The 26,164-nt window shown below is 39.9% G+C and carries 27 protein-coding genes and 1 other annotated feature; of the genes, 2 read left to right on the top strand and 25 right to left on the bottom strand.

Features of this window, described 5'->3' with window-relative positions; all coding sequences use genetic code 11:
* Positions 1-99: 99 nt before the first annotated feature.
* The 5 genes from ACNQFZ_RS16270 to nadB all read right to left on the bottom strand — a co-directional run bounded on the left by ACNQFZ_RS16270 (position 100) and on the right by nadB (position 6,166).
* Positions 100-672 carry a YhcN/YlaJ family sporulation lipoprotein gene (locus ACNQFZ_RS16270; RefSeq protein WP_458412371.1) on the bottom strand — a complete coding sequence of 191 codons (573 nt, stop codon included), beginning with the start codon at positions 670-672 and terminating at the stop codon, positions 100-102.
* A gap of 178 nt (positions 673-850) precedes the next feature.
* Complete coding sequence (gene safA, locus ACNQFZ_RS16265; protein WP_458412370.1) at positions 851-2,446, bottom strand: SafA/ExsA family spore coat assembly protein; 1,596 nt, start codon at positions 2,444-2,446, stop codon at positions 851-853.
* A 165-nt stretch (positions 2,447-2,611) separates the two neighbouring features.
* Positions 2,612-3,721 carry a quinolinate synthase NadA gene (nadA, locus tag ACNQFZ_RS16260; RefSeq protein ID WP_458412369.1) on the bottom strand — a complete coding sequence of 370 codons (1,110 nt, stop codon included), beginning with the start codon at positions 3,719-3,721 and terminating at the stop codon, positions 2,612-2,614.
* The gene (nadC, locus tag ACNQFZ_RS16255) at positions 3,721-4,563 is read right to left on the bottom strand and encodes a carboxylating nicotinate-nucleotide diphosphorylase (protein WP_458412368.1); all 843 of its coding nucleotides are present in this window, start codon (positions 4,561-4,563) and stop codon (positions 3,721-3,723) included. Before nadC ends, nadA begins: the two co-directional genes overlap by 1 nt.
* Positions 4,564-4,588: 25 nt before the next feature.
* The gene (nadB, locus tag ACNQFZ_RS16250; RefSeq protein ID WP_458412367.1) at positions 4,589-6,166 is read right to left on the bottom strand and encodes an L-aspartate oxidase; all 1,578 of its coding nucleotides are present in this window, start codon (positions 6,164-6,166) and stop codon (positions 4,589-4,591) included.
* Between the two features lie 201 nt (positions 6,167-6,367).
* Between nadB and ACNQFZ_RS16245 the strand changes: the two genes are divergently transcribed.
* Together ACNQFZ_RS16245 and ACNQFZ_RS16240 are read left to right on the top strand one after the other, a co-directional pair.
* On the top strand, positions 6,368-7,549 hold the full coding sequence (locus ACNQFZ_RS16245; RefSeq protein WP_458415414.1) for an IscS subfamily cysteine desulfurase: 1,182 nt from the start codon (positions 6,368-6,370) through the stop codon (positions 7,547-7,549).
* Between the two features lie 13 nt (positions 7,550-7,562).
* A complete protein-coding gene (locus ACNQFZ_RS16240) occupies positions 7,563-8,099 on the top strand; it encodes a 3H domain-containing protein (protein WP_458412366.1) in 537 nt (178 codons plus the stop codon).
* Positions 8,100-8,829: 730 nt separating this feature from the next.
* On the opposite strand, the gene pheA is transcribed toward ACNQFZ_RS16240, so the two are convergent.
* The 20 genes from pheA to ACNQFZ_RS16140 all read right to left on the bottom strand — a co-directional run bounded on the left by pheA (position 8,830) and on the right by ACNQFZ_RS16140 (position 26,023).
* On the bottom strand, positions 8,830-9,714 hold the full coding sequence (gene pheA / locus ACNQFZ_RS16235) for a prephenate dehydratase (protein ID WP_458412365.1): 885 nt from the start codon (positions 9,712-9,714) through the stop codon (positions 8,830-8,832).
* 18 nt (positions 9,715-9,732) lie between these two features.
* On the bottom strand, positions 9,733-10,191 hold the full coding sequence (locus tag ACNQFZ_RS16230; RefSeq protein ID WP_458412364.1) for an ACT domain-containing protein: 459 nt from the start codon (positions 10,189-10,191) through the stop codon (positions 9,733-9,735).
* A gap of 107 nt (positions 10,192-10,298) precedes the next feature.
* Positions 10,299-11,582, bottom strand: coding sequence for a GTPase ObgE (gene obgE, locus ACNQFZ_RS16225; RefSeq protein WP_458412363.1), 1,284 nt, complete (start codon positions 11,580-11,582; stop codon positions 10,299-10,301).
* A 52-nt stretch (positions 11,583-11,634) separates the two neighbouring features.
* Positions 11,635-12,171, bottom strand: coding sequence for a Spo0B C-terminal domain-containing protein (locus ACNQFZ_RS16220; RefSeq protein WP_458412362.1), 537 nt, complete (start codon positions 12,169-12,171; stop codon positions 11,635-11,637).
* A 184-nt stretch (positions 12,172-12,355) separates the two neighbouring features.
* On the bottom strand, positions 12,356-12,640 hold the full coding sequence (gene rpmA, locus ACNQFZ_RS16215; RefSeq protein ID WP_458412361.1) for a 50S ribosomal protein L27: 285 nt from the start codon (positions 12,638-12,640) through the stop codon (positions 12,356-12,358).
* A 12-nt stretch (positions 12,641-12,652) separates the two neighbouring features.
* Positions 12,653-12,991, bottom strand: a complete 339-nt coding sequence (locus ACNQFZ_RS16210; RefSeq protein ID WP_458412360.1) for a ribosomal-processing cysteine protease Prp — start codon at positions 12,989-12,991, stop codon at positions 12,653-12,655.
* Between the two features lie 12 nt (positions 12,992-13,003).
* Positions 13,004-13,312, bottom strand: coding sequence for a 50S ribosomal protein L21 (gene rplU, locus ACNQFZ_RS16205; protein ID WP_458412359.1), 309 nt, complete (start codon positions 13,310-13,312; stop codon positions 13,004-13,006).
* Between the two features lie 13 nt (positions 13,313-13,325).
* Positions 13,326-13,399 (bottom strand) — a sequence feature (ribosomal protein L21 leader region).
* Positions 13,400-13,453: 54 nt separating this feature from the next.
* Positions 13,454-14,935 carry an Rne/Rng family ribonuclease gene (locus ACNQFZ_RS16200; RefSeq protein ID WP_458412358.1) on the bottom strand — a complete coding sequence of 494 codons (1,482 nt, stop codon included), beginning with the start codon at positions 14,933-14,935 and terminating at the stop codon, positions 13,454-13,456.
* A gap of 113 nt (positions 14,936-15,048) precedes the next feature.
* Positions 15,049-15,909, bottom strand: a complete 861-nt coding sequence (locus tag ACNQFZ_RS16195; RefSeq protein ID WP_458412357.1) for a M50 family metallopeptidase — start codon at positions 15,907-15,909, stop codon at positions 15,049-15,051.
* Positions 15,910-15,924: 15 nt separating this feature from the next.
* Entirely contained in the window at positions 15,925-16,749 is an 825-nt protein-coding gene (locus ACNQFZ_RS16190) for a peptidoglycan DD-metalloendopeptidase family protein (RefSeq protein WP_458415413.1), read from the bottom strand.
* A gap of 87 nt (positions 16,750-16,836) precedes the next feature.
* On the bottom strand, positions 16,837-17,625 hold the full coding sequence (locus ACNQFZ_RS16185) for an O-antigen ligase family protein (protein ID WP_458415412.1): 789 nt from the start codon (positions 17,623-17,625) through the stop codon (positions 16,837-16,839).
* A gap of 596 nt (positions 17,626-18,221) precedes the next feature.
* On the bottom strand, positions 18,222-19,022 hold the full coding sequence (minD, locus tag ACNQFZ_RS16180) for a septum site-determining protein MinD (protein ID WP_458412356.1): 801 nt from the start codon (positions 19,020-19,022) through the stop codon (positions 18,222-18,224).
* The gene (gene minC / locus ACNQFZ_RS16175) at positions 19,023-19,706 is read right to left on the bottom strand and encodes a septum site-determining protein MinC (protein WP_458412355.1); all 684 of its coding nucleotides are present in this window, start codon (positions 19,704-19,706) and stop codon (positions 19,023-19,025) included.
* A 55-nt stretch (positions 19,707-19,761) separates the two neighbouring features.
* Positions 19,762-20,295, bottom strand: coding sequence for a rod shape-determining protein MreD (gene mreD / locus ACNQFZ_RS16170; protein ID WP_458412354.1), 534 nt, complete (start codon positions 20,293-20,295; stop codon positions 19,762-19,764).
* A 2-nt stretch (positions 20,296-20,297) separates the two neighbouring features.
* On the bottom strand, positions 20,298-21,182 hold the full coding sequence (mreC, locus tag ACNQFZ_RS16165; RefSeq protein WP_458412353.1) for a rod shape-determining protein MreC: 885 nt from the start codon (positions 21,180-21,182) through the stop codon (positions 20,298-20,300).
* A gap of 17 nt (positions 21,183-21,199) precedes the next feature.
* Positions 21,200-22,240, bottom strand: a complete 1,041-nt coding sequence (locus ACNQFZ_RS16160; protein ID WP_458412352.1) for a rod shape-determining protein — start codon at positions 22,238-22,240, stop codon at positions 21,200-21,202.
* Between the two features lie 137 nt (positions 22,241-22,377).
* Positions 22,378-23,067 carry a RadC family protein gene (radC, locus tag ACNQFZ_RS16155; protein ID WP_458412351.1) on the bottom strand — a complete coding sequence of 230 codons (690 nt, stop codon included), beginning with the start codon at positions 23,065-23,067 and terminating at the stop codon, positions 22,378-22,380.
* Positions 23,068-23,155: 88 nt separating this feature from the next.
* On the bottom strand, positions 23,156-23,719 hold the full coding sequence (locus tag ACNQFZ_RS16150; RefSeq protein WP_458412350.1) for a Maf family protein: 564 nt from the start codon (positions 23,717-23,719) through the stop codon (positions 23,156-23,158).
* Positions 23,720-23,743: 24 nt separating this feature from the next.
* Positions 23,744-24,343 (bottom strand): hypothetical protein, encoded by a 600-nt coding sequence (locus tag ACNQFZ_RS16145; protein ID WP_458412349.1) that lies wholly within the window; start codon positions 24,341-24,343, stop codon positions 23,744-23,746.
* Between the two features lie 507 nt (positions 24,344-24,850).
* Positions 24,851-26,023, bottom strand: a complete 1,173-nt coding sequence (locus tag ACNQFZ_RS16140) for a hypothetical protein (RefSeq protein WP_458412348.1) — start codon at positions 26,021-26,023, stop codon at positions 24,851-24,853.
* Positions 26,024-26,164: the final 141 nt, after the last annotated feature.

Genomic DNA, 26,164 nt, shown 5'->3' with positions numbered 1-26,164 from the left:
TTTTTAATGAACTAAAAAAACTTCTATTCTGGTTTCCATTAATAGTGTCACCAGCGAATAGAAGCTTTATCCAAATTTAATACGAATTTTTACCGGTTATTAATATGTGTTCACATTATTTTCACGGGTAAACATACTTTTATCTGTGATTACCTTTACTTCTCGTCCATCGGCCATCCCTTCTGCGATGCGGCGAACCTTCCTTTTAATTTTTTTATCCTCGGTTGCAAGAAAAACGATGATTGTGTGGCCATCGATAATAGCAGCAACATCTTTGACATTAGCAACGTGCTCAATACGGTCGGTAATTTTTTGGGCGACGACGTTTTCATGACCAGTATTATAGGACCTTGTTGGAAATCCATTATAGGTTGTATTAAGATGTCCGTGGTAATTATAATCCTCATATCCATAATTTCCACGTGTCGGATAAACAACATTCCTATTATGATTCAATTCATTCACTTGTACCACCATATGTTGATCATTAAAGCCGCGATCATTTATATATCGAAATGCCCCCGTTTTGCGATTGGCATTTTTATCATCTGTGTATAATCCTGCATTTTCAACTGTTGTATTATCATATTGTGCCCGGTCATTTACCCCACATCCGGTAAGAACAGCAGCACCAACAAGCATGATTGAAATTGACCATCTTGTCCTTTTCATCACAAATAGCCTCCCCACCCATTTTGAGGATTTTGGGTTTGTCCAGTGTGTGACGTGCCCTCTTTTAGGTTGGCAAATCAAGGCTACTTTTACACTTGTATTTTTTGTAAAAAAAAATCAACGCCCAAAGTTTGAATTCTCCGAGCGTTTTAGTTTATTTATCATATTTGTTTTTTCTTTACCAATCAGTATCATCGTCCACTTCTAAATCACCATCTCTGAAAGGTGTTGCACCGAAATTTGCTGGCGGCATTGGTACTTGGAACTGTCCCGTAGGGGAGCCGAATTGAGTTGGAAATCCACCAAATTCTGTTGGAAACCCTGGACTTGTGCCATCCAAGCCGTTTGGCATACCCATTACGATTCCATCATGGCCAGTTGATGCTCCGCCAACACCCGGCATACCCACTCCACCATAACCTGCTGGCGACATACCACCGAAGCCTGGCATACCCATTTGGGCTCCACTATAACCTGCTGGCGGCATGCCACCATAGCCTGGCATGCCCATTTGGGCTCCACTATAACCTGCTGGCGGCATGCCACCATAGCCTGGCATGCCCATTTGGGCTCCACTATAACCTACTGGCGGCATGCCACCATAGCCTGGCATACCCATTGGCATTCCGCCATAACCTACTGGGGCTTGAGCTGCCATTGGTGTTCCGCCATAGCCCATTGGCATTGCGCCATAGCCTGCGGTTGGATCTGTGCCCGCACCAGCGTAGCCTACTGGCATTCCGCCGTAACCTGCTGGTGGATCAGTTGGTACGCCGCCATAGCCTACTGGCATACTTCCAAAACTTGCAGGGGAAACAGCTGTAGGACCACCACATCCACAATCACCACCTGCCGCTGACATTTGACCCATTGGCATTTGTCCTACCGGCATTTGACCCATTGGCATACTTGCTGGTGAAAGCCCAGGGTACATTTGCGCAGAGACACCATCAAGTTCATCATCATACATCGCCGGACTTACAGCTGTTGGTTGTGCCGTATATGGCATAGCAGTCATTCCCGGCATTGTCATCATTTGAGACATGTCTGGCATTCCTTGCATACCGTCGCCAAAACCTGCTGGACTTACCGCCGTTCCCGGAACTCCCGGCATCCCTCCAGATGAAAAGCCAGGAGACATTGGATATGGTGCATATCCAACTGGAACTGGACAATATCCCCATGGCAATCCACTTCCAGGCAACATGCCTGTCATTGGAGTACACGGTGGTGGGCAAGGCATTGGCTGGGCAGGCATCGTTGGCGGTACCACTTCTTCCATTACCACTGGTTCAGGACAAGGTTCAGGTATTACTTCTTTAATAGGAGCTTCCTTTACTTTTTTAGGTGCTTCCTTTGGCTTGTATGGGATAGTAGGTAAATTAAAGGTATAATTGTACATTTTTTGCTCAATATCTATTTCTGTTTGTTCTATAGACTTTTGCTGTATTGGCATTGGCATTTCTTTGACAGGAGCTTGAGGTATTGGCATTTCTTTTGGTGCCATTGGGGTCGGCTGAATTTGCGGCATTTCCTTCACGATTGGCATTTCTTTTGTAATTGGGACATGTTGTGAAATTGGCATTTGGGCAATAGGATGTTCTTTTTTCACCACCGGTACACTGCCTGTCGGAATTTTTATTTTCATACCGGGCATAATCATATCTGGATTGCTGAGCTGTGAATTTACAGATTTCAGCTCATTAAAATCGACACCATATTTTTGAGCGATTTTCCAAAGAGTATCGCCTTTTTGTACGATATGGATTTTCATGGTGCACATACCTCCTCTAAAAAGTCTTTACTATTATATGGGCTTATGGGCAAAATGCTACCTTTATTATTTTCTTTCGTAACAACTTATGCTACCAATTTTTATTTTATGTTTTAGATAGAAAAAAGGACCGACACAAAACGCGTCCGCCCTAAGTAAATTTTATTAAACATGTTCCAACATTTTATCTAATGCAAGCAATGCATCCTTGGCAATTTCTTTATGAACCGTTATTTGATTGAATGTCTCATTTTTTTCGATTGATTCCAAAGCCCATAATAAATGCGGCAAATCAATCCGATTCATCGTCATACATGGACACATATTTGGATTTAGCGACATAATTTCTTTATCTGGATGGCTGTCGATGATTCGCTTAACTAAATTCATTTCCGTTCCTATTGCCCACTTGCTGCCAGCAGGAGCCAGATTGATTGTATCGATAATATACTTTGTGGAGCCATTATAATCCGCTGCCTTGACGACTTCATGCTGACACTCCGGATGAACAATAATATTCATATCAGGTTTTGTCTCGCGAATCTCTTCCACATTTTCGATTGTAAAATTCTCATGTACGGAGCAATGCCCTTTCCATAAAATTACTTTTATGTCCTTGAATTCGCCATCATATTCAAATCGATTATGAATCGGGTCCCAAACAGCCATTTGCTCAAGCGGAATCCCTAAATCTACAGATGTATTTCGCCCTAAATGCTGGTCAGGCAAGAATAATAAGCGCTCTTTTTGGGTAAATGCCCATTCAATCATCTTTTTGGCATTTGAAGATGTAACGGTTGCCCCTCCATGTCGTCCACAAAATGCTTTAATTGCAGCTGTTGAATTAATATAGGTTACCGGAAGCACTGTGTCACCGAATGTTTCTTGGATGACCTTCCAAGCACGTTCTGTTTGGTCTAAATCAGCCATATCAGCCATCGAACAGCCCGCTCTCATATCAGGCAGGATGACAATTTGATCGTCCCTTGTTAACATGTCAGCTGTTTCGGCCATAAAGTGGACACCACAAAACACAATAAATTCTGCTTTCTCATTTTCCGAAGCGAGCTGTGCAAGGCGTAAAGAATCCCCGGTAGCATCTGCAAACTGGACAACCTCGTCTTTTTGATAATGGTGGCAAGGCAGAAATAATCTTTCGCCGAACTTTTCCTTTATTTCACGGACGCGGTTTTCCATCTCTTCCACACTCATGCTTTTATAGCGCTCTGGAATGGTTATTCTATTTTTTGCGGCCAACAGGTCTTGAATTCCCATTATTTCACGCCTCCTTCAAGATTAAAGCTGATATCCAATGCCGTCACAGAATGAGTCAGCATACCAAGAGATATATAATCAACTTTCGTATCACGATAAGCGCTGAGCGTACCTAAAGTAAGGCCTCCAGAAATTTCCGTCACGATGCCTTCTGGTACGAGCTTAACATAATCAGCAACTTCTTCCGGAGAACGGTTGTCAAACATAATGACATCGGCCCCTGCTTCCACCGCTTCTAAAACTTGTTCCTTTGACTCTGTTTCAACTTCAATTTTCACCATATGCCCAGTTTTCGAGCGTACTTTCGCAACAGCCTCTTTAATACTTCCAGCGAACGTAATGTGGTTGTCCTTTAACATTACACCGTCATACAAACCAAAGCGGTGATTATAGCCACCACCACAGCGCACCGCATATTTATCAAACATACGTAAACCAGGCATTGTTTTACGAGTATCGCAAATTCTTGTATGGTCACTGTTAAGCGCTACTACCGCTTCTCTCGTCAGCGTTGCAATTCCACTCATACGTTGAATTAAGTTTAAAATCACCCGTTCAGCGCTTAATAAATAAGCGACTGGCCCATTTACAGAAGCAATAATATCTCCTTTTTGAACGAGGTCCCCATCTTGTTTGTATAACGTTACTTCAATTGATGGGTCAAACAGGGCATATGCCTCTTTGATAATATCAACACCAGCCAATACTCCATCTTTTTTTACTAAAAAATTTCCTTTGGCTACTTCATCCAACGGAAAAATATACTCGCTCGTTAGATCGACTCCACCTAAATCTTCTATATAAAACTCTTGTAATTGTTTACGAAGTTTAATTTTGTTCATCTTACCGTGAGTCTCCTTTCTTTAATTAGCTAGCACTTGGGCTAACAAGCTCGGCAGGTACGGAACAATTGCGAACAATCTCCGTCTTCGTCCAATCATCTTTTTCCGCTGAAAAATCTGAGCGGTAATGCCCGCCGCGGCTTTCTTCTCTCATTAAAGCGGAGGTTGTAATCAACCAGCCTGCCTGCAGCATGTTATAGATGCCAATTTGTTCATTTGTAAAATAATCTGGTACATGGAACGAATCTATTTTTAATAAATATTGTTCAAACCAACTCTTCGCATATTGCAAGCCTGGTTCATCCCGCACGATCCCTACATAGTTCATCATCAATGTTCTTATTTCTTCTTTATTTGGTAAATCAATGGATTCATTCTTTTTAACAGCTGCTTTTATTGTTGGTCTATCGATTTCCATTGGTGCTTCTTGGTTTACAAGATAATCTGCTAGTTCATTCGCAAATACAATTCCTTCAAGTAAAGAATTGCTTGCCAACCGATTGGCTCCATGTACACCGGTACAAGCAACCTCACCAATTGCATATAAACCATCTATCGAAGTTTGACCATGCTCGTTTACCCTAACACCGCCCATATGAAAATGGGCACCGGGCACAACAGGAATTCTCCCTAATGCTAGGTCAATTCCATTTAGTTCACATAGCTCCGTTATGGTAGGAAAGCGCTTGGCAAAATCCTTTATCATCGAAATATCTAAAAATATTTCTTCTCCCCTCAAGACCGCATGATGAATCTCTCTGGAAACGACATCCCTTGGAGCCAAATCCTCTTGTGGGTGAACACCCCGCATTAAGCGGCTGCCATCTTGGGTGATCAGGACGGCTCCCTCACCACGTACGGCCTCAGAGATTAGTCCTTTGACATCTCCATTAACATAAAGCAAGGTTGGGTGGAATTGCACAAACTCTAAATCTACTAAATTAACACCGGCTCGATAAGCCATTGCAATCCCATCACCTGTTACCGTTGGATCATTGGAACTAAAAGAATACAAGCCACCGCAGCCTCCTGCAGCAAGAATCGTATCCTTGGCATACAACTGTATAATCTTTCCATCCTCAGCTTTCACTTTTATTCCAAAACAACGGTGACCTTGTACAATTAAATCAACTACTAAAACATCTTCAACTATATTCACCTTTGCATTTAAACGTAGTCGGTTTAGCATATAGGTAACGAGCGCTTTTCCGGTAGCATCACCACCTGCATGCAGAATTCTCCGCATTCCGTGTGCTCCTTCCTGTCCAAGAACAAGTTGTCCTTTGGCATCCCGATCAAATGCCATCCCTTCCTCAATCATGGTCCGTAGAAGTTCAGGTCCTTTTTGTACAAGAGTTTTTACGGTCTGTTCATTGTTGTGAAAATTTCCAGCCGTCATGGTGTCATTGAAATGATTTTTCCAATGATCCTGTCTGGATATTGCGGCTGCAACGCCGCCTTGAGCGCGATTTGAATTACTGTGTTCTTTTTTCGACTTTGTGATAACAATCACATTTTTATGTTGACTTAAACGGTCAGCGGCAACTAACGCAGCGATGCCACTTCCGATAATGACAACATCTGCACTCTGTTTTCTAGTCATTATCTGGACCCTCACAATCTTCACAAAAGTTAATTTCCGCATTTATTTTATATAATTTATAGTTATACTGTCTTGACACCTATATTTACACATATTTAAACTAATGACAAGAGTTTTTTTATAGTAAAGACACAATTTTGACAAAAATAGGTTAGGAGATGTCTGGAATTGATTTATTTAGATTACGCTGCTACAACACCGATGAGTGATAAAGCATTACATGTATATAGTCAAGTTGCAAGTCAATATTTTGGGAATTCAAGCAGTCTGCATGATATTGGCTCAAACGCCAAAGAAATTTTAGAGGAAGCACGTAAAACATTGGCTTGTTTCGTAAATGGTGATGTGAATGGCGTCTTTTTTACAAGTGGGGGCTCGGAGTCCAATTATTTAGCAATCCATTCATTGCTCAAGGGGAAGCATAAAAAAGGAAAGCATATCATTTCTACTAGATTAGAGCATTCTTCCATTGGGAATACGTTGGAAGCTTTAAAGGATGATGGCTATGATGTTACGTATGTAGCTGTGGACGGAGAAGGAAGAGTCAATTTAACTGAATTGCAGAAGGCCATTCGCCCTGATACGGTTTTGACAGCCATCCATCATGGAAATTCAGAAATTGGTACGATACAGGATTTAGTTGCTATAGGTGAAATATTACATGCACACGATATTCTTTTTCATAGTGACTGTGTACAAACGTTTGGTAAAATTGAAATTGATGTCAAAAAAGCAAAGCTTGATAGTCTATCCATATCCAGCCACAAAATTTATGGCCCAAAAGGTGTCGGTGCATGCTATATTAATCCTGCGCGGGTTTGGCAACCTGTAATACCAGGGACAACTCATGAAGGTGGATTCAGACCTGGCACCGTTAATGTTCCTGGCATTGCTGCTTTTGTGGCAGCTGCAGAAGAAATCATCCCAATTATGAAAAGCGAACAAGAAAGGTTTCGAGATCTCAGAGAAAGACTGATTACTGGTATTCAGGGTGAAGCTTGGCAAATAACAGAGGTAGGACCTGCCGGAAGCAGAGCCTTGAAAGGTGGAGTTTTAGGATGCGAGGCTTCAGAGGTTGGATTTGAAAGCAGTCTTTTGAGAGGACAACGCTTGGAGCATATCATCGGGCTATCAGTTGCCGGAATCGAAGGGCAGTATATTATGCTTGAATGTAACCGCTATGGGGCGGCAATTTCTACTGGTAGTGCCTGTGCTGTTGGCATGCAAAAACCTTCGAAAACACTGCTCGCCATCGGAAAATCACCAGAGGAAGCTAAACAATTTATTCGGCTCTCACTCGGTAAATTAACAACCGAAGCTGAAATAGAGGAAACAATTACTATTTTTCAAAGATTATTAAAAAAGCATTATAATGTTTCATGAGGGAGGCGGTTTTATGACGGAAGGTAAAAAAATCCTTGGTGAAGAGCGCCGCAATCTAGTCCTTGAATGGTTAAAAGAAAGCGACAAACCGTTAACAGGAAGCTTTATTGCAGAAAAAGTAAACGTAAGCCGTCAGGTCATCAGCCAGGATATCACATTGCTCAAAGCCCGTAATGAGCCTATCATTGCAACATCCCAAGGCTATCTATATTTAAAGGAACAAAAAAAGGCACGCCCTTCCAGAGAGATCATTAGTACCCATAAACCTGGGCAAACCAGGGATGAATTATATTTAATTGTGGATTGTGGAGTAACCGTAAAAGATGTCAAAGTGGAGCATCCGCTCTATGGAAAATTGTCTGCCCCTATTGAAGTTAGTAACCGCAGCGAAGTCGACCAATTTTATGCCAAGGTCAAGACGACAAAAGCGCCCCTTCTCCTTGAGCTTACAGGTGGACCGCACATCCATACCCTTGAAGCGGATAGCGAGGGACAGCTCGACAACGCTATTGAGAAGTTAATAACAGCGGGGTTTGCTATAAAGCAGTAGTTTAAGGCTAGGATTGGCTGCCTCGGTAATGATTCGTGAAGCATTTTGGAGTTTTGCGGACAGATTGGGCCCCATTGTGCCTATGCTTGGCTAGATTTTTTCACTTTGTGGACAGGTTGGGCCTCTCTCTTGCCTGTGCTTGTCCGCATTTTCCTATTTTGTGGACAGGTTGGGATCAATCGTGCCTTTGCTTGGCTGCATTTTCCTATTTTGTGGACAAGTTGGGATCAATTGTGCCTGTACTTGGCTGCATTTTTCCATTTTGTGGACAGATTGGACTCCATCACACCTATGCTTGTCTGCATTTTCCCACTTTGTGGACAGGTTGGGATTAATCGTGCATTTGCTTGTCTGCATTTTCCTATTTTGTGGACAAGTTGGTGTCAATTGTGCCTTTGTTTGGCCGCATTTCCCCACTTTGTGGACAGGTTGGACTCCATTGCACACATGCTTGTCTGCATTTTCCCACTTTGTGGACAGGTTGGACCCCATTGCACACATGCTTGTCTGCATTTTCCCACTTTGTGGACAGGTTGGACCCCATTGCACACATGCTTGTCTGCATTTTCCCACTTTGTGGACAGGTTGGGCTCCATTGCACACATGCTTGTCTGCATTTTTCTACATTACAGACAGATTAGGCTCTCTCTTGCCTTTGCTTGTCCGCACCATGAAAAATGTCCTCCATCAACACGATAAAGGACACCATTCAGCCCAACCAAACACATCTTTATTTTTCCACTATACTGCTCTTTTCCTTCCCCACCAAAAAGTACGGATAGCTTCCCAAAATTCTAACGGAACAATCAAGTGCTTCGAGTTCCGCTACTACTCCAGGAATAAGAACTTCATCCATTTTCATCTCTACATCGATTAGGAAGAAATAATTACCTAGACCTGTTTTCATTGGTCGTGATTCAATTTTCGATAAGTTTAATTTACGCCATGCAAAGGCAGATAAGACCTGATGCAGTGCACCGGCATAATCAGATGGCAATGTAACCATTAATGTTGTCCGGTCACCGCCATAAAAGCGATGGGATGTATCAAGTTCAACATTATTTTTATGAAGAATAACAAACCGCGTACGATTATTATCATAATCATGGATGTCTTTTTGGATGATTTCTAAACCATATTCTTTAGCAGCCAATTCATTTCCAATTGCAGTAATACACTCTTCTGGATGCTCATGGACATACTCTGCAGCGGCGCCGGTGGACTTCACATATTGAATCTCAACCTTCGGCATTTTAGTATGCAAAAATTTATGGCATTGTGCAATCGCATGGGAATGTGAAAGAACGGAAGTAATGCTTTCCAATTTACCTTTATTTTGCGGATGAATCATCAAATGCTGACGAATTGGTACGACAATTTCACCAACAATCGGCAAGTTTTGTTCATGGATCAAATAATCAATTGTAATATTAACAGATCCCTCAATGGCATTTTCTAATGGAACAACGGCAAATTCGACATCACCGTTTGTTACAGCATCGATACTTGCAGGAATTGTTTCAAATGGAATTTTCTCTGCATCAGGAAACAATTCATTTACTGCAATTTTTGTGAAAGTCCCCTTTGGACCTAGATAGCCAACTTTTGATGTCACGTCTTTTCTCCCCCTTAATCAAGCTCCAGATCCTAGAATTTCAACCTTTTCAACAAATTCTAGTCCCTTTAACCTTTGAATCAACACATTGATATCGTCCTTCATTCCTGAAGTATTTAAAGATAGTGTAACATTCGCCTTGCCTTGAAGTGGAATATTTTGATTGATGGTTAAAACATTGCACCCGGCATCTGCAACCATCGCAAGCATTTGTGATAAAGTACCGGACCGGTCCTCAAGGTGAAAAAAAAGCGTTATGATCCGTTCTTTAACAATTGTGTGGAATGGAAAAATTCCATCACGATATTTGTAAAAAGCGCTTCTACTTAAGCCCACCATTTGAACGGCATCCGCCACCGAAGCGGCCTTGCCACGCTCAATTAGCGCCTTGGCCTCCAACGTTTTCTTCATTGCTTCAGGCAAAAAATCTTCACGAATTAAATAATAGCTTTGTTCCTTATCTGGAATTGCCTTCAAATGTTACCCTCCCCATTACCAAATGGGAAAAAGCCTCTTTTCCCCTAAAAGCTTTAGGCTGAATGAAGTAAAAGACTGCCTATGAAATGACAGTCTTATCCTAGGACTTATTCTACAAATTCAAATTCAAACTCCAATAATCGGACAATATCACCGTTTTTAGCGCCACGTTCGCGCAATGCCTCGTCAACACCAAGGCCCCTCATTTGACGAGCAAAACGGCGGATGGATTCATCCCTTGAGAAATCAGTCATTTTAAATTTCTTCTCAATTTCAGCACCTGAAATGACAAAAGCACCATCATCATCTCTTGTAATTTCAAATGGAATTTCTTGCTTTTCATGTTTATATAAAATATGTGTTTCTTCAGCCTCCGGCTCATCCAAAGGAAACTCGGGCGTTGTCTCTAATAAATCAGCAATTTTGAACAATAAATCCCTTAATCCTTGTCTTGTAACGGCTGAAATCGCAAAAATCGGTAAATCTTCATCCAGCTGTTCTTTGAACTTTTCTAAATTCTCCTCAGCTCCAGGGATGTCCATTTTATTTGCTACGATAATTTGCGGTCTTTCAGTAAGGCGCAAATTATACTGTTTCAACTCTTCGTTGATCGTGACATAATCGGTATAAGGATCGCGCCCTTCAATTGCTGACATATCGATGACATGGACAATAACCCTTGTCCTTTCTATATGACGTAAAAATTGATGGCCTAATCCTACCCCTTGATGGGCTCCTTCGATTAATCCAGGCAGGTCAGCCATAACAAAGCTACGGCCATCTTCAGTTTCAACTACCCCAAGGTTTGGGACGATTGTTGTAAAGTGGTATTCCGCTATTTTAGGTTTTGCCGATGAGACTACAGATAACAAGGTGGATTTCCCAACACTTGGAAAACCTACTAAACCAACATCAGCTAGCACCTTCAATTCCAGAATAACATCCCGCTCTTGTCCTGGCTCGCCATTCTCAGCAATTTCCGGAGCAGGGTTTGCAGGTGTTGCAAAGCGAGTATTGCCTCGACCGCCACGACCGCCTTTTGCAATAACTGCTCTTTGACCATTCACCGTTAAATCGGCAATTTTCTCATTTGTAGCCACATCCCGAACAACCGTACCCGGTGGGACTTTAACAATCATATCCTGAGCATTTTTCCCGTGCATTCCCTTCGACATCCCGTGCTCGCCACGTGGAGCCTTGAAATGGCGCTGATAGCGGAAATCCATGAGAGTCCGTAAACCTTCATCTACTTCAAAAACAACATCCGCACCATGACCGCCATCGCCGCCGGCCGGACCACCTTTTGGAACATATTTCTCACGACGATATGCAACCATTCCATTGCCACCATCGCCGCCTTTTACATAAATCTTGACGTAATCGACAAACATTGCTGTCACCCCTCATTCTTAGCTGTTAATCCTAATTATTTTTGCATAACAATTACAAAATTTCAGTTATTACAACCATTTCGTTATTATGTACATCATTCTCTACTATGTTTACGATTGTATGATTATTTGGATCCTCTAAGAAATGTAAAATTTTATTTTTATCTTCTATTATTCCTTTAAAATCAAAAATGAAACGAATATTTTCATCAGATAACTGGATTGACACAATTAAATGATTTTCAGCAAAGGGCTTAATGGATTCATTTAACGTATTAAAAAAACCGTAACACCACAAAGCTACCTTATCATCGTAAATGGAAAGATTCCGTTCATCACCAATCACCTCAAACTCAAGGAAAAAATGGTGCTCCTCCCAGTTGAAAAGCATCAGTAAAGTAGCCAGCTTAGGCGCTTTTAAATTCGACAGCTTCGCCTCATTTTTCGATTCCAAAATTATTTCTTCAATAATTTCATTAACACGGTCTAATCTATCCAAAGCTATATTCCCTTTGATTAATTGCAGCTTATTTAACCAATCGTGCCGTGAATGCCGCAATATATCAATTGCATTCCATTCTTTTTTCATAATTATACTCCTAATAGTTTATGTAAGAGCAATTATACCAAATATTTCTTCATATGGATAACCTGTTTTAAAAATTCTGCATATTTGCGCGGTCCACTAGTCGGAGCCAGCAACCCTCCGCAAGAAAAAGAAAGGCTCTAACCAGTTTGGTTAGAGCCACACTTTTCTAATTAGTGATTACTAATTATTGAGCTACTGGGTATACACTTACTTGCTTGCGGTCACGACCAACACGCTCGTAACGTACGATTCCAGCTGTTTTAGCAAACAATGTGTCGTCACCACCACGACCTACGTTGTTTCCTGGATAGATTTTAGTGCCACGTTGACGATAAAGGATTTCTCCACCGTTAACGAATTGGCCATCAGCACGCTTTGCGCCTAAACGCTTAGAGATAGAGTCACGACCGTTCTTTGTACTACCTACCCCTTTTTTAGATGCGAAAAACTGAAGATCTAATCTTAACATCAGTCTCACCTCCTATACACTTTTGGTTTTAATTTGAATGTATTTACCGTAATCATTTTCAATCGTTTGTAAAGATACGCGCATACCTTCAAGTAACAGTTGTACTTTCTCATTTGTTTGTTGATCGGGTAATTCCGGAACAACACAGCGGAGAAAGCCACCTTTTTTACCTTGTTCAATTGTCATCTTCGTCTGACATAAAGCATAAACCGCATTTACTGCTCCGAATGAAACAGCCGAAACGGCTGCGCATACCAAATCATGTCCATATGGTCCAGATTCCGCATGCCCGCTAATTTCAAACGAATCGATTGATTGGTCTGCACGCCTCGTTATGATAACTTTAATCATTCAATCAACCTATTAACCGTTAATTTTTTCGATGATAACTTTAGTGTAAGGTTGACGATGACCTTGCTTACGCTTGTAGTTTTTCTTAGACTTATACTTAAAAACGATAATTTTCTTAGCGCGACCTTGTTTTTCAACTTTACCAGTAACAGTTGCGCCTTCTAGAGTTGGGCTACCAACTTTTACGTTTTCGCCACCAACCATTAAAACTTTGTCAAAAGTAACAGTCTCACCAGCTTCTGCGTTAAGCTTTTCGATGTAGATTGCTTGTCCTTCTTCAACTTTAACTTGTTTACCGCCTGTTTCGATAATTGCGTACATTCCCTGCACCTCCTCTTATACTAAGACTCGCCATCCCAGGTACTGGATGTCAGTTTAAAAACCTGTTCTGTGCGGTTGTAGCCGTGGTGCGCTACATTAAACACAATGAAAATCATACCATATAGGGATAAATCATGTCAATCACAAAACGGACGAAATTCGCGACTTTACTTCACCTTCCGAACCAATATGACGGACTTCAAATTTATCAATGAACTGGTTGGATTTTGTTATAAAAATTTCAAATCCTAAAGCCTCTTCCAATGCCTGTACATGATTATTTTCATTTAGTATCGCCGCGACTTTAAGTGGAACCTCAATCCAGATTGCCTCGTGGTCCATCCCTTTATATTCCCAAAGGGCTCTTTCTACCCGAAAAGCAACTTGTTCGCATGCATAAATCCTGCCCGTTTCACCACAGGTTGGACAGGGCTCCGTTGCTTTTTCAAGCAACGATTTTTGTTCCTTTTTTCGCGTCATTTCAAGCAGGCCTAACTGTGTAAAGCCAAACACCTTCGTATAATGGCGATCAGACTTCAGAGCGGTAATAAGCTTATTTTTCACAAACTCCCTGTCTCTTTCATTGTCCATGTTGATAAAATCAATCAAAATCATACCGCCAATATTGCGGAGCCGTAGCTGCCTCGCAATTTCAACAGCTGCTGCTTCATTTGTTTTAACAATCGTTTCTTTTACATTGTATTTCCCAGTAAATTTTCCTGTATTAACATCGACGACGGTTAATGCTTCTGTCTCTTCAATCATTAAGCCAGCCCCATTTTCAAGCTCTACATAAGGCTTTAACAACTTATCGATTTCTTGTTCAATTCCAAAAAAGGAGAAAATATTTTCATTCTTCATATAATGCCGAATCTCTGCCAACACATGGGCACCATAAATCGAAAGATGCTCCTTTAGCATCCGAAAAAGGCTGCCATCGTCAACAACGATTTCAGTTGGCTCTTCACCAATTAAATCGCGTAAGAGTCGTTCCGCGAGATCTGCGTGATTAAAAAGGAGGCAGGGCGGTTTCTTTGAAGCTTGCCCCTGTATCAATTCCCGCCATTTCTTTTTCAAATATTCAATTTCATTTTGAACAACTTCCTGCCCCTTACCGGCACATGCTGTCCGAAATAGGACACCCTCGTTCTCAGTGCACATAGATTGACCAAGCTGACGCCAAGCTTCCCGTTCCTTTTCCTCGATTTTTTTCGAGACGGCGATTTGCGTAACATTCGGCATATAAACAACAAAGCGTCCGGAAAGTTCCAGCATTGTCGTTAGTCTAGGGCCCTTTTCGCCAAATCCTTCTTTAGTCACTTGAACAACAATCTCTTGCCCTTCCTGGAGCAAATTAGAGATGGATACCTTACCTTTCTTTGTTGGGTCCAAGCTTTTATAGGCAACAAGCTGATCCAGTTGCAGAAATCCATTTCGCTCAAGGCCAATATTAACGAATGCCGCCTGCATGCCAGGAACAACTTTTTCAACTCGGCCTTTATAAATGTTTCCAACAATCGCCTCTTGCTCAGTAGCCTCAATAAAAAGCTCGACTAATTTTTCCTTTTCCAAAATTGCAACCCGTTTTTCGGTTGTACGGTAGTTCAGAATAATTTTTCGCAAATTGATTTCTTCCTAACATATAAAATATATTTACCTTATTTTACTACAAATCACTAAAGCAAGAAACGGGACGTAGGATCGCGCACCACTTGGTCAGCGTCCCATGTCCCTTCTCAATAGAATATTTCTCTTATCGTAGCACCCACTCTCTTTTCAGTAAAATAAGCGTGAAGCAGCTCATTCTCATCCAGGGTGATTTGCTCCCGGTCATTCATTTTTAAAATAATTTGATGTTTACAGCCGCGGCAAAATTGGGCAAAAACGTCAATGATTTGGTCTGAATCGTTGGCGACAATTGGGCGCAAATTATTGATTTCCCGGCTCCTGCCATAATACCGTTCCAATAAAAAACGAATATGAGCAAATTTCCTTTGTTTCCATTCAACATAATGGGCAAAAATAACGAACATTAAAACAATCCATAAATTCAAGTGGAAAGGATAAACAACAATTGTAAATAACGCTAATAAACACACGAGGCAAATTGAAGTAAATAAAGCATAGCGATGTGCTACACTAAATGGGTATTTTAAAGACATTCCAAGAAATACAAGTTTCCCCCCATCGAGCGGCCAAATCGGCAAAAGATTAAAGATCAAAATCATGAGGTTATGCTTAAAAAATAAGTCATAGGTGCTTTGATCAATCCATTTAAACGAAAAAAGTAGATAGGCTAGGCCCATCATCCAAATATGCTGCAAAGGTCCGCTTAAGATGACAAGCAATTCCTCTTTTAACGGCCGATTACCGTGCTCATCCATTTCCGCGACGCCGCCGAAAGGGAGCAGTTCAATTTTTTTAATCCTCCAGCGAAAATGGTTGGCAACAACGGCGTGGCCCATTTCATGAACAAACACAATCGTAAATAAAATGATGATTTCTAAAAATCGTCCGGTTAACACTCCAATCCCTACAACAAGCCAGAACAATGGATGAATTGAAATTTTGCTAAAGATTTCTGTAATCCTTGTCACCGTCCATCACCAACCCTAGTCAAAGTTAATCACCTGGATTGGGTCGATGAAAACATCCCCCTCTTTAATGGCAAAGTAAAAAGTGCCAGACTGCCCATCTTCAGTATTTGTGACTTGACCCAGTTGGGTGCGGCTTTTCACGAAATCATATAGTTTTACATTAATAGAGTTCAAGTTTCCATACCATGTCTCACTGCCATCAGAATGCTGAACAACGACCGTTTTTCCAATATCATCTTTTACACCGACATCGATTACAATGCCATCATCAATTGCTTCAACAAAAGAGTCGCGTCCAGTTTCAACCATAATACCTTGGCGTTCTTTTGTAAATGGCTCAAGGACACGACCTGCCGCCGGAACTGCATAGACATGTTCATCGGTTTTATCCACCGGAGTTGATTCTGCAGGTTCCTGTTTTTTATCCGTATTGGGAAGCAATGCCAACGGCTGACCAAATTGCTTTTCATACCAATCTAACACAGTTGCAAATTGGAACTCTTTTTCCATCGTATTACTAACAAAGCTTCGTGCCTGCTCCCATCGCGGCGAAGAATCTCTATACAGAATACCTACAATTAAAAACAAGCTTGCCGCAAGCAATACTTGTAACATAAACAAATCGCCACGAAATATAGGATGTCTAGGCTTTAAACTAGGTTCAGATCCATGTTCATAGTCAGTAAAGGGTGCCTCACCATACCGTTCTTCATCCTTTGGAAGTGGATGTGGTTCAAAATTCCTCTTAGCCACAGTTGGTGTTCCACCAAACGAACTACGCTCCTTTTTCCGCTTGGCAATTCGCCTTTTTACATCATCGACTTGATTTCCCACCTTCATCATTCCTCCGCTCATACTAATCAAATGCACCTTAGCATACTAAATATTTATGACTTGTCCTCGGCGCTTATGACAGAGAAAAATTGCTTAAGTACTTTTTGTTTTTACATTATTTAACTTTAAGACTTCTTCTGAATAGCAATAAGTTACCCCTAGCAGCATCCAGAAAAACGGAGCAACCTCTATAACACTTATATTGAAAAATGCTTGGACTACATACCCAATTATGACCACCCCTAATCCAAAGCACAATATCTGCTGGGTTGCATCATTTGTCCTAGCAGCGGCTTTCCATGCGCTTCTTATAATAAGAAAAAGTAGAAACAAATAGGTTATAAGGGCTGGGATCCCCATTGTAACTGCTATTTGTAAATATTCGTTATGCGCTTTATCGACGATGATACCTTCATCTCCAAGAAATTCTCTTTTTTCCTCAGGAGGGACAACAAATACTTCTGCGAACGTATCTGGACCGGACCCAAGAAAGGGATGATTCAAAATTAAAGGAAATGCATTTTTCCAAATAAACCAGCGGCTTGCACCGGCATGCCCTTCATCATTACCACTTAATACTTTATTTCCATCTAAATAAATGCTTGAAACCCGACTTATATAGCCATTTTCTTCAGTTACATTTACAGTAAGAAAAATAAGGGCAAATCCACTTGATAAAATGATTGCTTTTTTCAATAATTCTCTCCTTTTTCTTAATATAAACAGTAATAATATGACAAATCCTATAAAACTACCAACCCAGCCACTTCGAGTTTCTGAATATAATAGTGCTATAAACAATGTATAGCTAATTGTTAGCACAAAAATTGATTTCCACTTCGATATAGTTGTGTAGTAGAGTGTGATTCCCAGTAGCAACATAATTATTAGATAAGACCCAAAAAAATTGGGATTTCCAAAAAAGCCGTAACTTCTGGTCCAGTCTCTAGCTAACACTGTTCTCGGAAGAAAATCCAAGAAAAAATGTTGAAGTATCCCATAAACAGCTACAAAAAAAGAGCAAACTAATAGGACATAAAAAAATTGTTTTATTTTGGAGATTGGGAAATAATGATAGCTTAAAAATAAAATTGCTACATATGCAAATAATGATTTTAAACCTTCGTATCTACCACTAAAGCCTTTAAAAGATAAATGTGGATCAATCGAAAAAATTGTAGATATAGTTAACAACGTTGCAAATACTAGTAGACACAAATCAATCCATTTGAAAACAATAGAAATCCTATGACGAATAAATTGTACTAAAAAAATACACAAAATAACGAGAACACTAAAGGTTAAATATCTATATTTAATAAAGCCATAAGAATAATCTAAATCCATTGGAAAAATAGCAAATGGATACAGGGCAAAAAAAAGTAACAACAGTTGATACAAAAAAGCCCCCCTCCTTAACATTTATGTATAATAAAAGCTGACTTTAAAATCATAAAGTCAGCTTACTAAATCTTTAATTACTTCATCCCAAAAAACTTCTTCATTTTAGAAAACATGCCGCCTTTATTATCATCTAAGGAAAGCAATGGCACTGATTCTCCTAAAATGCGTCTGGCCATATTACGGTAGGCTATCGAAGCCTTACTTGTTGGATCCAAGGCAATTGGTTCTCCGCTGTTAGACGCTTTAATGACGGCATCATCATCGACCACGATGCCCAATAAATCGATAGCAAGAATATTGACAATCTCATCAACATCAAGCATGTCACCGTTTTTCATCATATGGCTGCGAATCCGGTTCACAATCAGTTTTGGAGGCTCCACTTCCTCCTCTTGCTCTAACAGACCGATGATTCGGTCAGCGTCACGTACAGAGGAAACTTCTGGTGTTGTTACAACAATCGCCTTATCAGCACCCGCAACAGCATTTTTGAAACCTTGTTCAATACCAGCTGGACAGTCAATTAAAACATAATCAAAATCCTGTTTTAATTCACCTACCATCTTTTTCATTTGTTCAGGTTGAACCGCAGATTTGTCCTTTGTTTGTGCAGCAGGAAGCAAATATAAACAATCAAAACGCTTGTCCTTAATCAGCGCTTGTTGGAGTTTACAGCGCTCCTCGACTACATCCACTAAATCATAAATAATCCGGTTTTCTAGTCCCATCACAACATCGAGATTTCGTAAACCAATATCTGTATCAACTAAGCAAATCTTTTTCCCTGATAATGCTAGTGCTGTACCTAAATTGGCGCTCGTTGTAGTCTTGCCCACGCCGCCTTTTCCTGATGTAATAACGATAGCCTCTCCCATTTATACCATACCCCTTTCAAGCCTCGTTAAATTTGGTCTAAGATGTGGTAAAACTTGCACTCGGTCAATTATAATTTGATTTTCATTTTGGTCTACAAAAGCACATTCCATTTCATGTCCATCCTCCTGATAATCAGGAGCCCGATTCACTAAATCACTTATACGCAGCTGCATCGGCTTCATCACTGAAGCGGTGACAACAGCTTCCTTGTTTCCGAAGCACCCGGCATGGGCAATTCCCCTTAATGCACCCATCACAAAAATATTTCCGCCAGCCATAACTGTTCCGCCCGGGTTCACATCACCTATTAAAAGGAGATCACCTTTTACTTGGAGTACTTGTCCCGAACGAATAATTCTCGTAACCGTTACGACATCAGTTTGTATTTTCCACTCAAGGGCCTCTCTTTTAGACATTACATTTGATTCAAGTGACTCGATAACTAATTTTTTCTTATTCCGTATAATTTCGCGAATTTGATCCTGTTGGTCTCTCGTTAAGTATCGGTTCCCCACTTTTATGTGAACGGAGATTAAAGGACTATCCTCAGGTTGATAATTCGATGATAATTTTTCATCTAGGTCCTTTAAGAGTTGCTCAAAAGAACAGGCATCATCTAAATATAAAGTGAGTCCGCTTTTTGTTCCTTTTATTGTCACATATTGCTGTTTTTGCCCGATCATCTTCGTTCACCTCGATGATTTTAATTCGACACATTTTGTTTAATTCCCTTTTAAGCTATACTAACTTATCATTTTCTTTATTTGTTAATTTCTCTAATTTTGATAAAAATTTCTTCATCGGATAGTAAATCACAATTAAAAATACCCCATTCAAAACTAGCGTTGGGAATAATCTAGTATACATAAACTGATTCCAATCAATATTCGTTACATTGACGAGATATAAAATGCCATATATCAGCACTTCTAAAAGGCCAATTCCGACTACAACAACGAAGAAAACAACTAAGAGATTGGTATGAAGTACTTTCTTAAATAAAGAAATGATATAGACAATAAGCGGAAAAGAAAACATATAAACTCCGATGATATCTGTGTAAATGATATCAAATAATAAGCCGAAGATAATGGCATAAAGAATGGCTTTATTACGATTATAAAAAAAAGCTATGAGCATAATCAGTACAATCGTAAATCTTGGTACAAAAAACCTATCAATTCCAAATCTTTCAGCTGGTACCAGCTCCACAAAAATGCTTTCAAATAAAAACGCAAAAAAAATGATAAAAGCAAGAAGGAATCTTTTCACAATTAGACTCCTCCTTCAGCTTGTTCAACTAATTTCTCATCAGGTGTAGTCGATACCCTTTCCACTATCATCACATGATCGATATCGAAAAATTTAGCAGATGGTTTCACATAAGCCATTTGTGTCAAGCCATGTTCATCCGGTACAACCTCGGTAATTTCTCCAATTACTAAGCCACTAGGGAAGACACCGCCTAATCCTGATGTGATCACGGTTTGCTTTTCCTTAAGATTAATTGCGACATCAAATGGAATTCGCTTAAATAATAGTGCACCTTTTTTCTCATCATAGCCTTCGATCAGTCCGAAAATATCTTTATTCCCTTTAACAACAGCAGAAATTCGATTTGTACGATCAACTGCACTTAAAAGCTGCACAGTTGAGGTAAATTGTGAAACTTGCTTTATTTTCCCAATCATACCTTCTGATGTAATCACAGCCATATTTTTCTTAACACCATGCTGTTCGCCTTTATTAATAAAAATTAACTCATGCCAGTGGTCTGGATTTCGTGCAATTACATTTGCTTGAATCAGCTTATAGTCGCGCAAGCTCTCTTTTTTATCTAAAATCTTGCGTAAACGGTCATTTTCTTTTTCTAATTCCAAAACCTTTGCATTTAACTCTACATATTCATCCAATCGTGCTTTTAATAGCTTATTTTCCTCAAATGTATTTTTAATTTCCGCTATATTTTCAAAGAAACCCGCTGCATATTCAGCGGGTTGATGTAAAACTGATTGAAACCAGCCAATCGTATCCTTTAAAAACTGTTCAGGCCAGCTTAATTTGGATCGATCATTTAAGGAAAATCCAATCAATGCCACTAAAATAATGATACTAACTAAAAGCACGATTAATCGCTTATTATAAAAAAACTGTGGCACGATTTACACCTACTTACCTATTTTCTTGATCTCGATGTAATTCCTGCTTTTGATCGGAAAAGGTGGAGATTATCTAATGACTTCCCAGTTCCAATTGCCACACAATCTAGTGGGTTTTCTGCAACTAACACCGGCATTTTTGTTTCATTACTGATGACTTTATCAAGATTTCTGAGCAGTGCGCCTCCACCGGTTAATACGATTCCTCTATCCATGATATCGGCCGCTAACTCTGGTGGGGACTTCTCCAAGGTATATTTTACTGCATCTACAATGGCATAAACCGTATCACGCAGTGCTTCTCCAATTTCCGCAGCACTGATTGAGATGGTTTTCGGAAGACCTGACAATAGGTCACGTCCACGAATTTCCATATCTTCAATGCCCTCCGGCATTCCCGCTGAGCCAATTTCAAGCTTAAGCTGTTCTGCTGTCCGCTCTCCAATCAATAAGCTGTACTTTTTCTTCACATATTGAATGATGGAATCATCCATTTCATCACCGGCGACACGAACAGATTGACTAGTTACAATCCCACCAAGTGAAATGATTGCTACCTCTGTCGTTCCGCCTCCTATATCAACAACCATGCTTCCTGTTGGTTCCCACACTGGTAAATTCGCTCCAATTGCAGCAGCAAATGGCTCTTCAATCGTAAAGGCTGAACGAGCACCTGCTTGAACAGTTGCATCCTCAACAGCACGCTTTTCAACAGCCGTAATTCCTGATGGTACACAGACCATGACATTTGGCTTTCTTGAAAACGCAGATTGATTTTTTTGTGCTTGTTGTATAAAATGCTTCAACATGATAGCAGTCGTTTCAAAGTCGGCAATAACACCATCCTTCATTGGCCTTAACGCAACAATGTTTCCTGGTGTTCGCCCAATCATATTTTTCGCTTCATTTCCCACAGCTTCTATCGTTCCTTTATCAGTACGGAAGGCAACTACGGAAGGTTCGCGTACAACGACACCTTTTCCTTTCACGTAAACCAACGTATTAGCTGTTCCTAAGTCAATTCCCATATCACGAGAAAAGCCACCTAAACCCAACATAAATATGTATCTCTTCCTTTCTCAGCATGACGTACAAATAGAATAAGCGCGGGTAGCGCCATAGAAGATTATACTACTTGTACACACAAACTCATAATGATTATTATACGGTAAAAAAATAGAAAAGGATAGGTTTTTTAAACATATCCTTTTTCCTTTAAACTTATAAATTTAGTATCGCCAATTATAAGGTGGTCAAGTACTTCAATTCCGAGTAATTTTCCACATTCTACTAAACGTTTAGTGACTTCAATATCTTCCCGGCTGGGAGTTGCGTCGCCCGAAGGATGATTATGCAGGCAAATTACAGAGGCACTAGACCTTTTGAGAGCTTCTTTGAACACCTCGCGTGGGTGTACAATTGATGCATTGAGACTTCCAATAAATATGGATTGTTTGTGGAGAACTTGATTTTTGGTGTTTAAATAGAGGCAAACGAAGTGTTCCTGTGATAGAAAGCGCATTTCATCCATGACATATTTTGCAGCATCCTCCGGCGACCGAATTGTATAACGATCATCATACTGGAGTCTCCCTACTCTTCTACCTAACTCTAATGAAGCTAAAATTTGAATGGCCTTGACTTTCCCAATGCCATTAATTTGTGTAATCTCCTCAATAGTTGCATCTTTCAACAGCCGCAAGCCCTCAAAGTTTTTCAGCAAGCGATTGGCTAACTGTAACACGGATTCTTTCTTGGTGCCCGTCCTAAGCAAGATAGCGAGCAGCTCCTGATTCGATAGACTTGCAGGCCCATCGGCAATAAGCCGTTCTCTTGGTGTTGAATCCTTGGGATAGTCCTTAATCATTAATGAAGAATGTGGCATTATTTATCCTCCCCTAATTCAAATTAGTAGCGGTATTCCATCAGCTGATTATTGCTTCCTAAAGCTGATGGAATATAAATAGTTTCAATTAAATTAAGAAATTTTTTAATTCACGGTACGTTCTAGCAATCGGCAAGCCAACTACGCTATAGTAGTCCCCTTCAATCCTTTTTACAAGAATGGAGCCTAAGTTTTGGATTCCATAAGCTCCAGCCTTATCCAACGGCTCGCCACTTTTAATATAATTGTCTATTTCTTCTGCTGTTAAATCCCAAAACTCTACCTTTGTTTCTTCAAAAAATGTTCTAGTTTCCGGACCGGCTATAATTGCAACCCCGGTATAAACCGTATGCTCCCGGCCAGATAACTTGGTTAGCATTATTCTGGCATCCTCTTCATCCTTCGGCTTACCTAAAATTTGCTTGTCAATTGTTACAATTGTATCTGCCCCTATTACGATCACATTGCCATCTAAAGATTCTGCCACTGCCTCTGCTTTTTGCAATGCCAATGCTTGAACTATCTCGCTTGGATCATTTTTATCATTAAAATGTTCCTCCACATGACTAACGACAATTTCAAACGGAATATTCAGATAAGACATTAGTTCTTTTCTTCTTGGAGAACTAGAGGCTAAAATTAATTTTTTCATCTTTCACCCATCACCATTTTTTATTTATGAAAGTTCGTCTAATTGCTTTTTAATCTCTCTAATCTTTTCAATAGGAAGTTTGGACACCTCTAAAATTAATTCCTCAGACAGCCCTTTTTTATACATTTCACGGACCACTTTTTCTATGCCTTGTTCTATACCTTGTTTAATCCCTTTTTCTAAATAAGAATTAGGTAGCTTTAGAATAGCCTTACCATCTTCATCCAGAAGCTTTGTAATTTCCTCTTGCATCACCTTTTCCTCCTCTTCATCCAATTGCAAATATGTTTCAAAAAATCCATACAATAATTCCATCCTTGCGGGATCTAATTTCATCCGACTAATCATCCGCAAAAATTCAAGTTTCACCTGAATACGTTCTTCCTGCTGATAACCCATTTTACTTAGGAGTGCAGCCGCTACTGGATTATTGCTGCGTAGAAACGTTCTCCAGTCCATTTTAATTAAATGTATTTGCAAATATCGAAAATCAATCATTTTGAAAGTTGGAATTTCGATTGTAAGTTGATCTGGTACCTCTCTTTTATCATTATAGCTAAAAATTGCAATGGGAAGTATTGGTTTACGGTATTTTTCGTAAAGACGGCTATAGTAAATAAACATTCGTTCATGGAATTCTTTTTGAAAGTACGATTGGGGTTCAACATGAATTAAAATCAGTGCCTCTGCACCTTTTAACTTTGTTTCGGCTAGGATATCAACATGACGTTTTTCTAAGGAACTTAAACTGTGTGAAATCGAGGTAGATATACTGCTCCGGAAAAAATAATTCTACAAATTCTCGGAAAAATGTTTTTATTAGTTCTTTAAACAAGCGGTCATGGTCAATATAGGACCTTTGGGAATCACAAATTAAAGATGTAGGTACCAATAAGGCTCACCTCTCCATCCTGAAATTATTTACTACCAACAACTCTATTAGTAAAATACCAAAATTCCACATCCTAAACAAATTCAAGAAATTAAAAATTCCAAGCCATAAAAACAAAAAAAGAAACCAATTTGGCTTCTTTCTCTAGTAAATTTTCAATTTTCCAAGCAAAAATCAATGAGAAATTGAAAATTGCATTCTCTTTTGACAATTTTTTTAGAGCCAAGGGCCCCTATTCATTATTTCATTTCATCATGCCATTTTTTATAGGAGAGCAGCCCCTCCAATAGCGCCTGTTGGGATTTCCATAGCTGGCCTTCGTCTGATTTTGCTTGGTAGCTTGCTAATGATCGATATGCTTTTGAGACTGAGTTTGAAAACTGGTTCAATGAGGTGGGTAGTTGCTTTGGTTTGGTTTTGTTCCACTCAGAATATTTTTTCTTGATGTCATTCCATATATCTTTTTTGATATTATTATTTTGGAACGCTTGGGTAGATAGACTAGCCATAGATTGATAAAGGTCTAGACCTGTTGATGCAAATTGCGCCACCTCTGGTTTTCCAACCTTCTCTGCAGCAATCCCCGATAATTCAAATGGTTTTAAATATACTTCTTGACCATTTTTGAGATATTGGTCACCGATAATATCTGCTTCACTACGGTCGTTGCCGAGGCCGATAAACATGAGGACTGGCTTTGAGCTAGGCATAACGACAGCAGCTGTTCCACTCTTTTGTAAATTAACAGCAATTTCATTCGCAGAGTCGAAAGATCCAAATGCCCCACCTTGGATGACCTCCATCTTTAAAGGTGGAATACCAATTATTGGAGCTGATCCATTCGTAATACTTGTTTCACCAGCACCTGCTGCTCCGTTATTAACACCATTTTGTAGAGCGGCTTGTCCTGAACCAGCCCCCGCTGCTACTCCCAATGCAGTGCCTTCAACAGCTTGACTATCACTAATATCTGAAAATAACGCCATAATAATATACCCAAGCCCTACACCAATTGTAATAGCTGAAAGCAATACCAAAGCGAATTTTAGCAGCACAACCTGTTCTGGTGATTTTTTGCCCCCAAAAATACGATGTTGTTTTTTCTTCTTTTTTGTTAAATAAGTATGTTTATTGTCAACAAAAGGTTTCTTCTTTGATGTAAATATCTTATCACTGCCTTTTAATTTACCGGTTCGCAGCTCCTCGAAATCAATGATATTATCTATAACAGAATCTTTTGCACCTATCTCCTCAACAATGATCGGTTGAAAATTCTTACGTTCTTCTTTCAATTGCTCGTCGTCTTCATCCTTAGCTGCCGAAATCTCTTGATTCAATTCCTCATCAGATAAGTAAATTCTTTCTTTGCCGTTGATCCGGATTGAAATACGCTCATTTCTTTGCTTGTCCATTGCCCACACCTCTTTCAAACCAATTCTAGCAGCGCACGTACTTTGTTAATTCATGCTACCATATCAAAAATAAAAAAGAACAAGACATTTGTCGTCTTGTTCTCAATACTATTCGTCAAATATTGACTTTATTCCTGAAAT

The sequence above is a fragment of the Schinkia acidoalkalinis genome, assembly GCF_054301215.1.
This window is presented reverse-complemented; position numbering and strand designations above follow the sequence as displayed.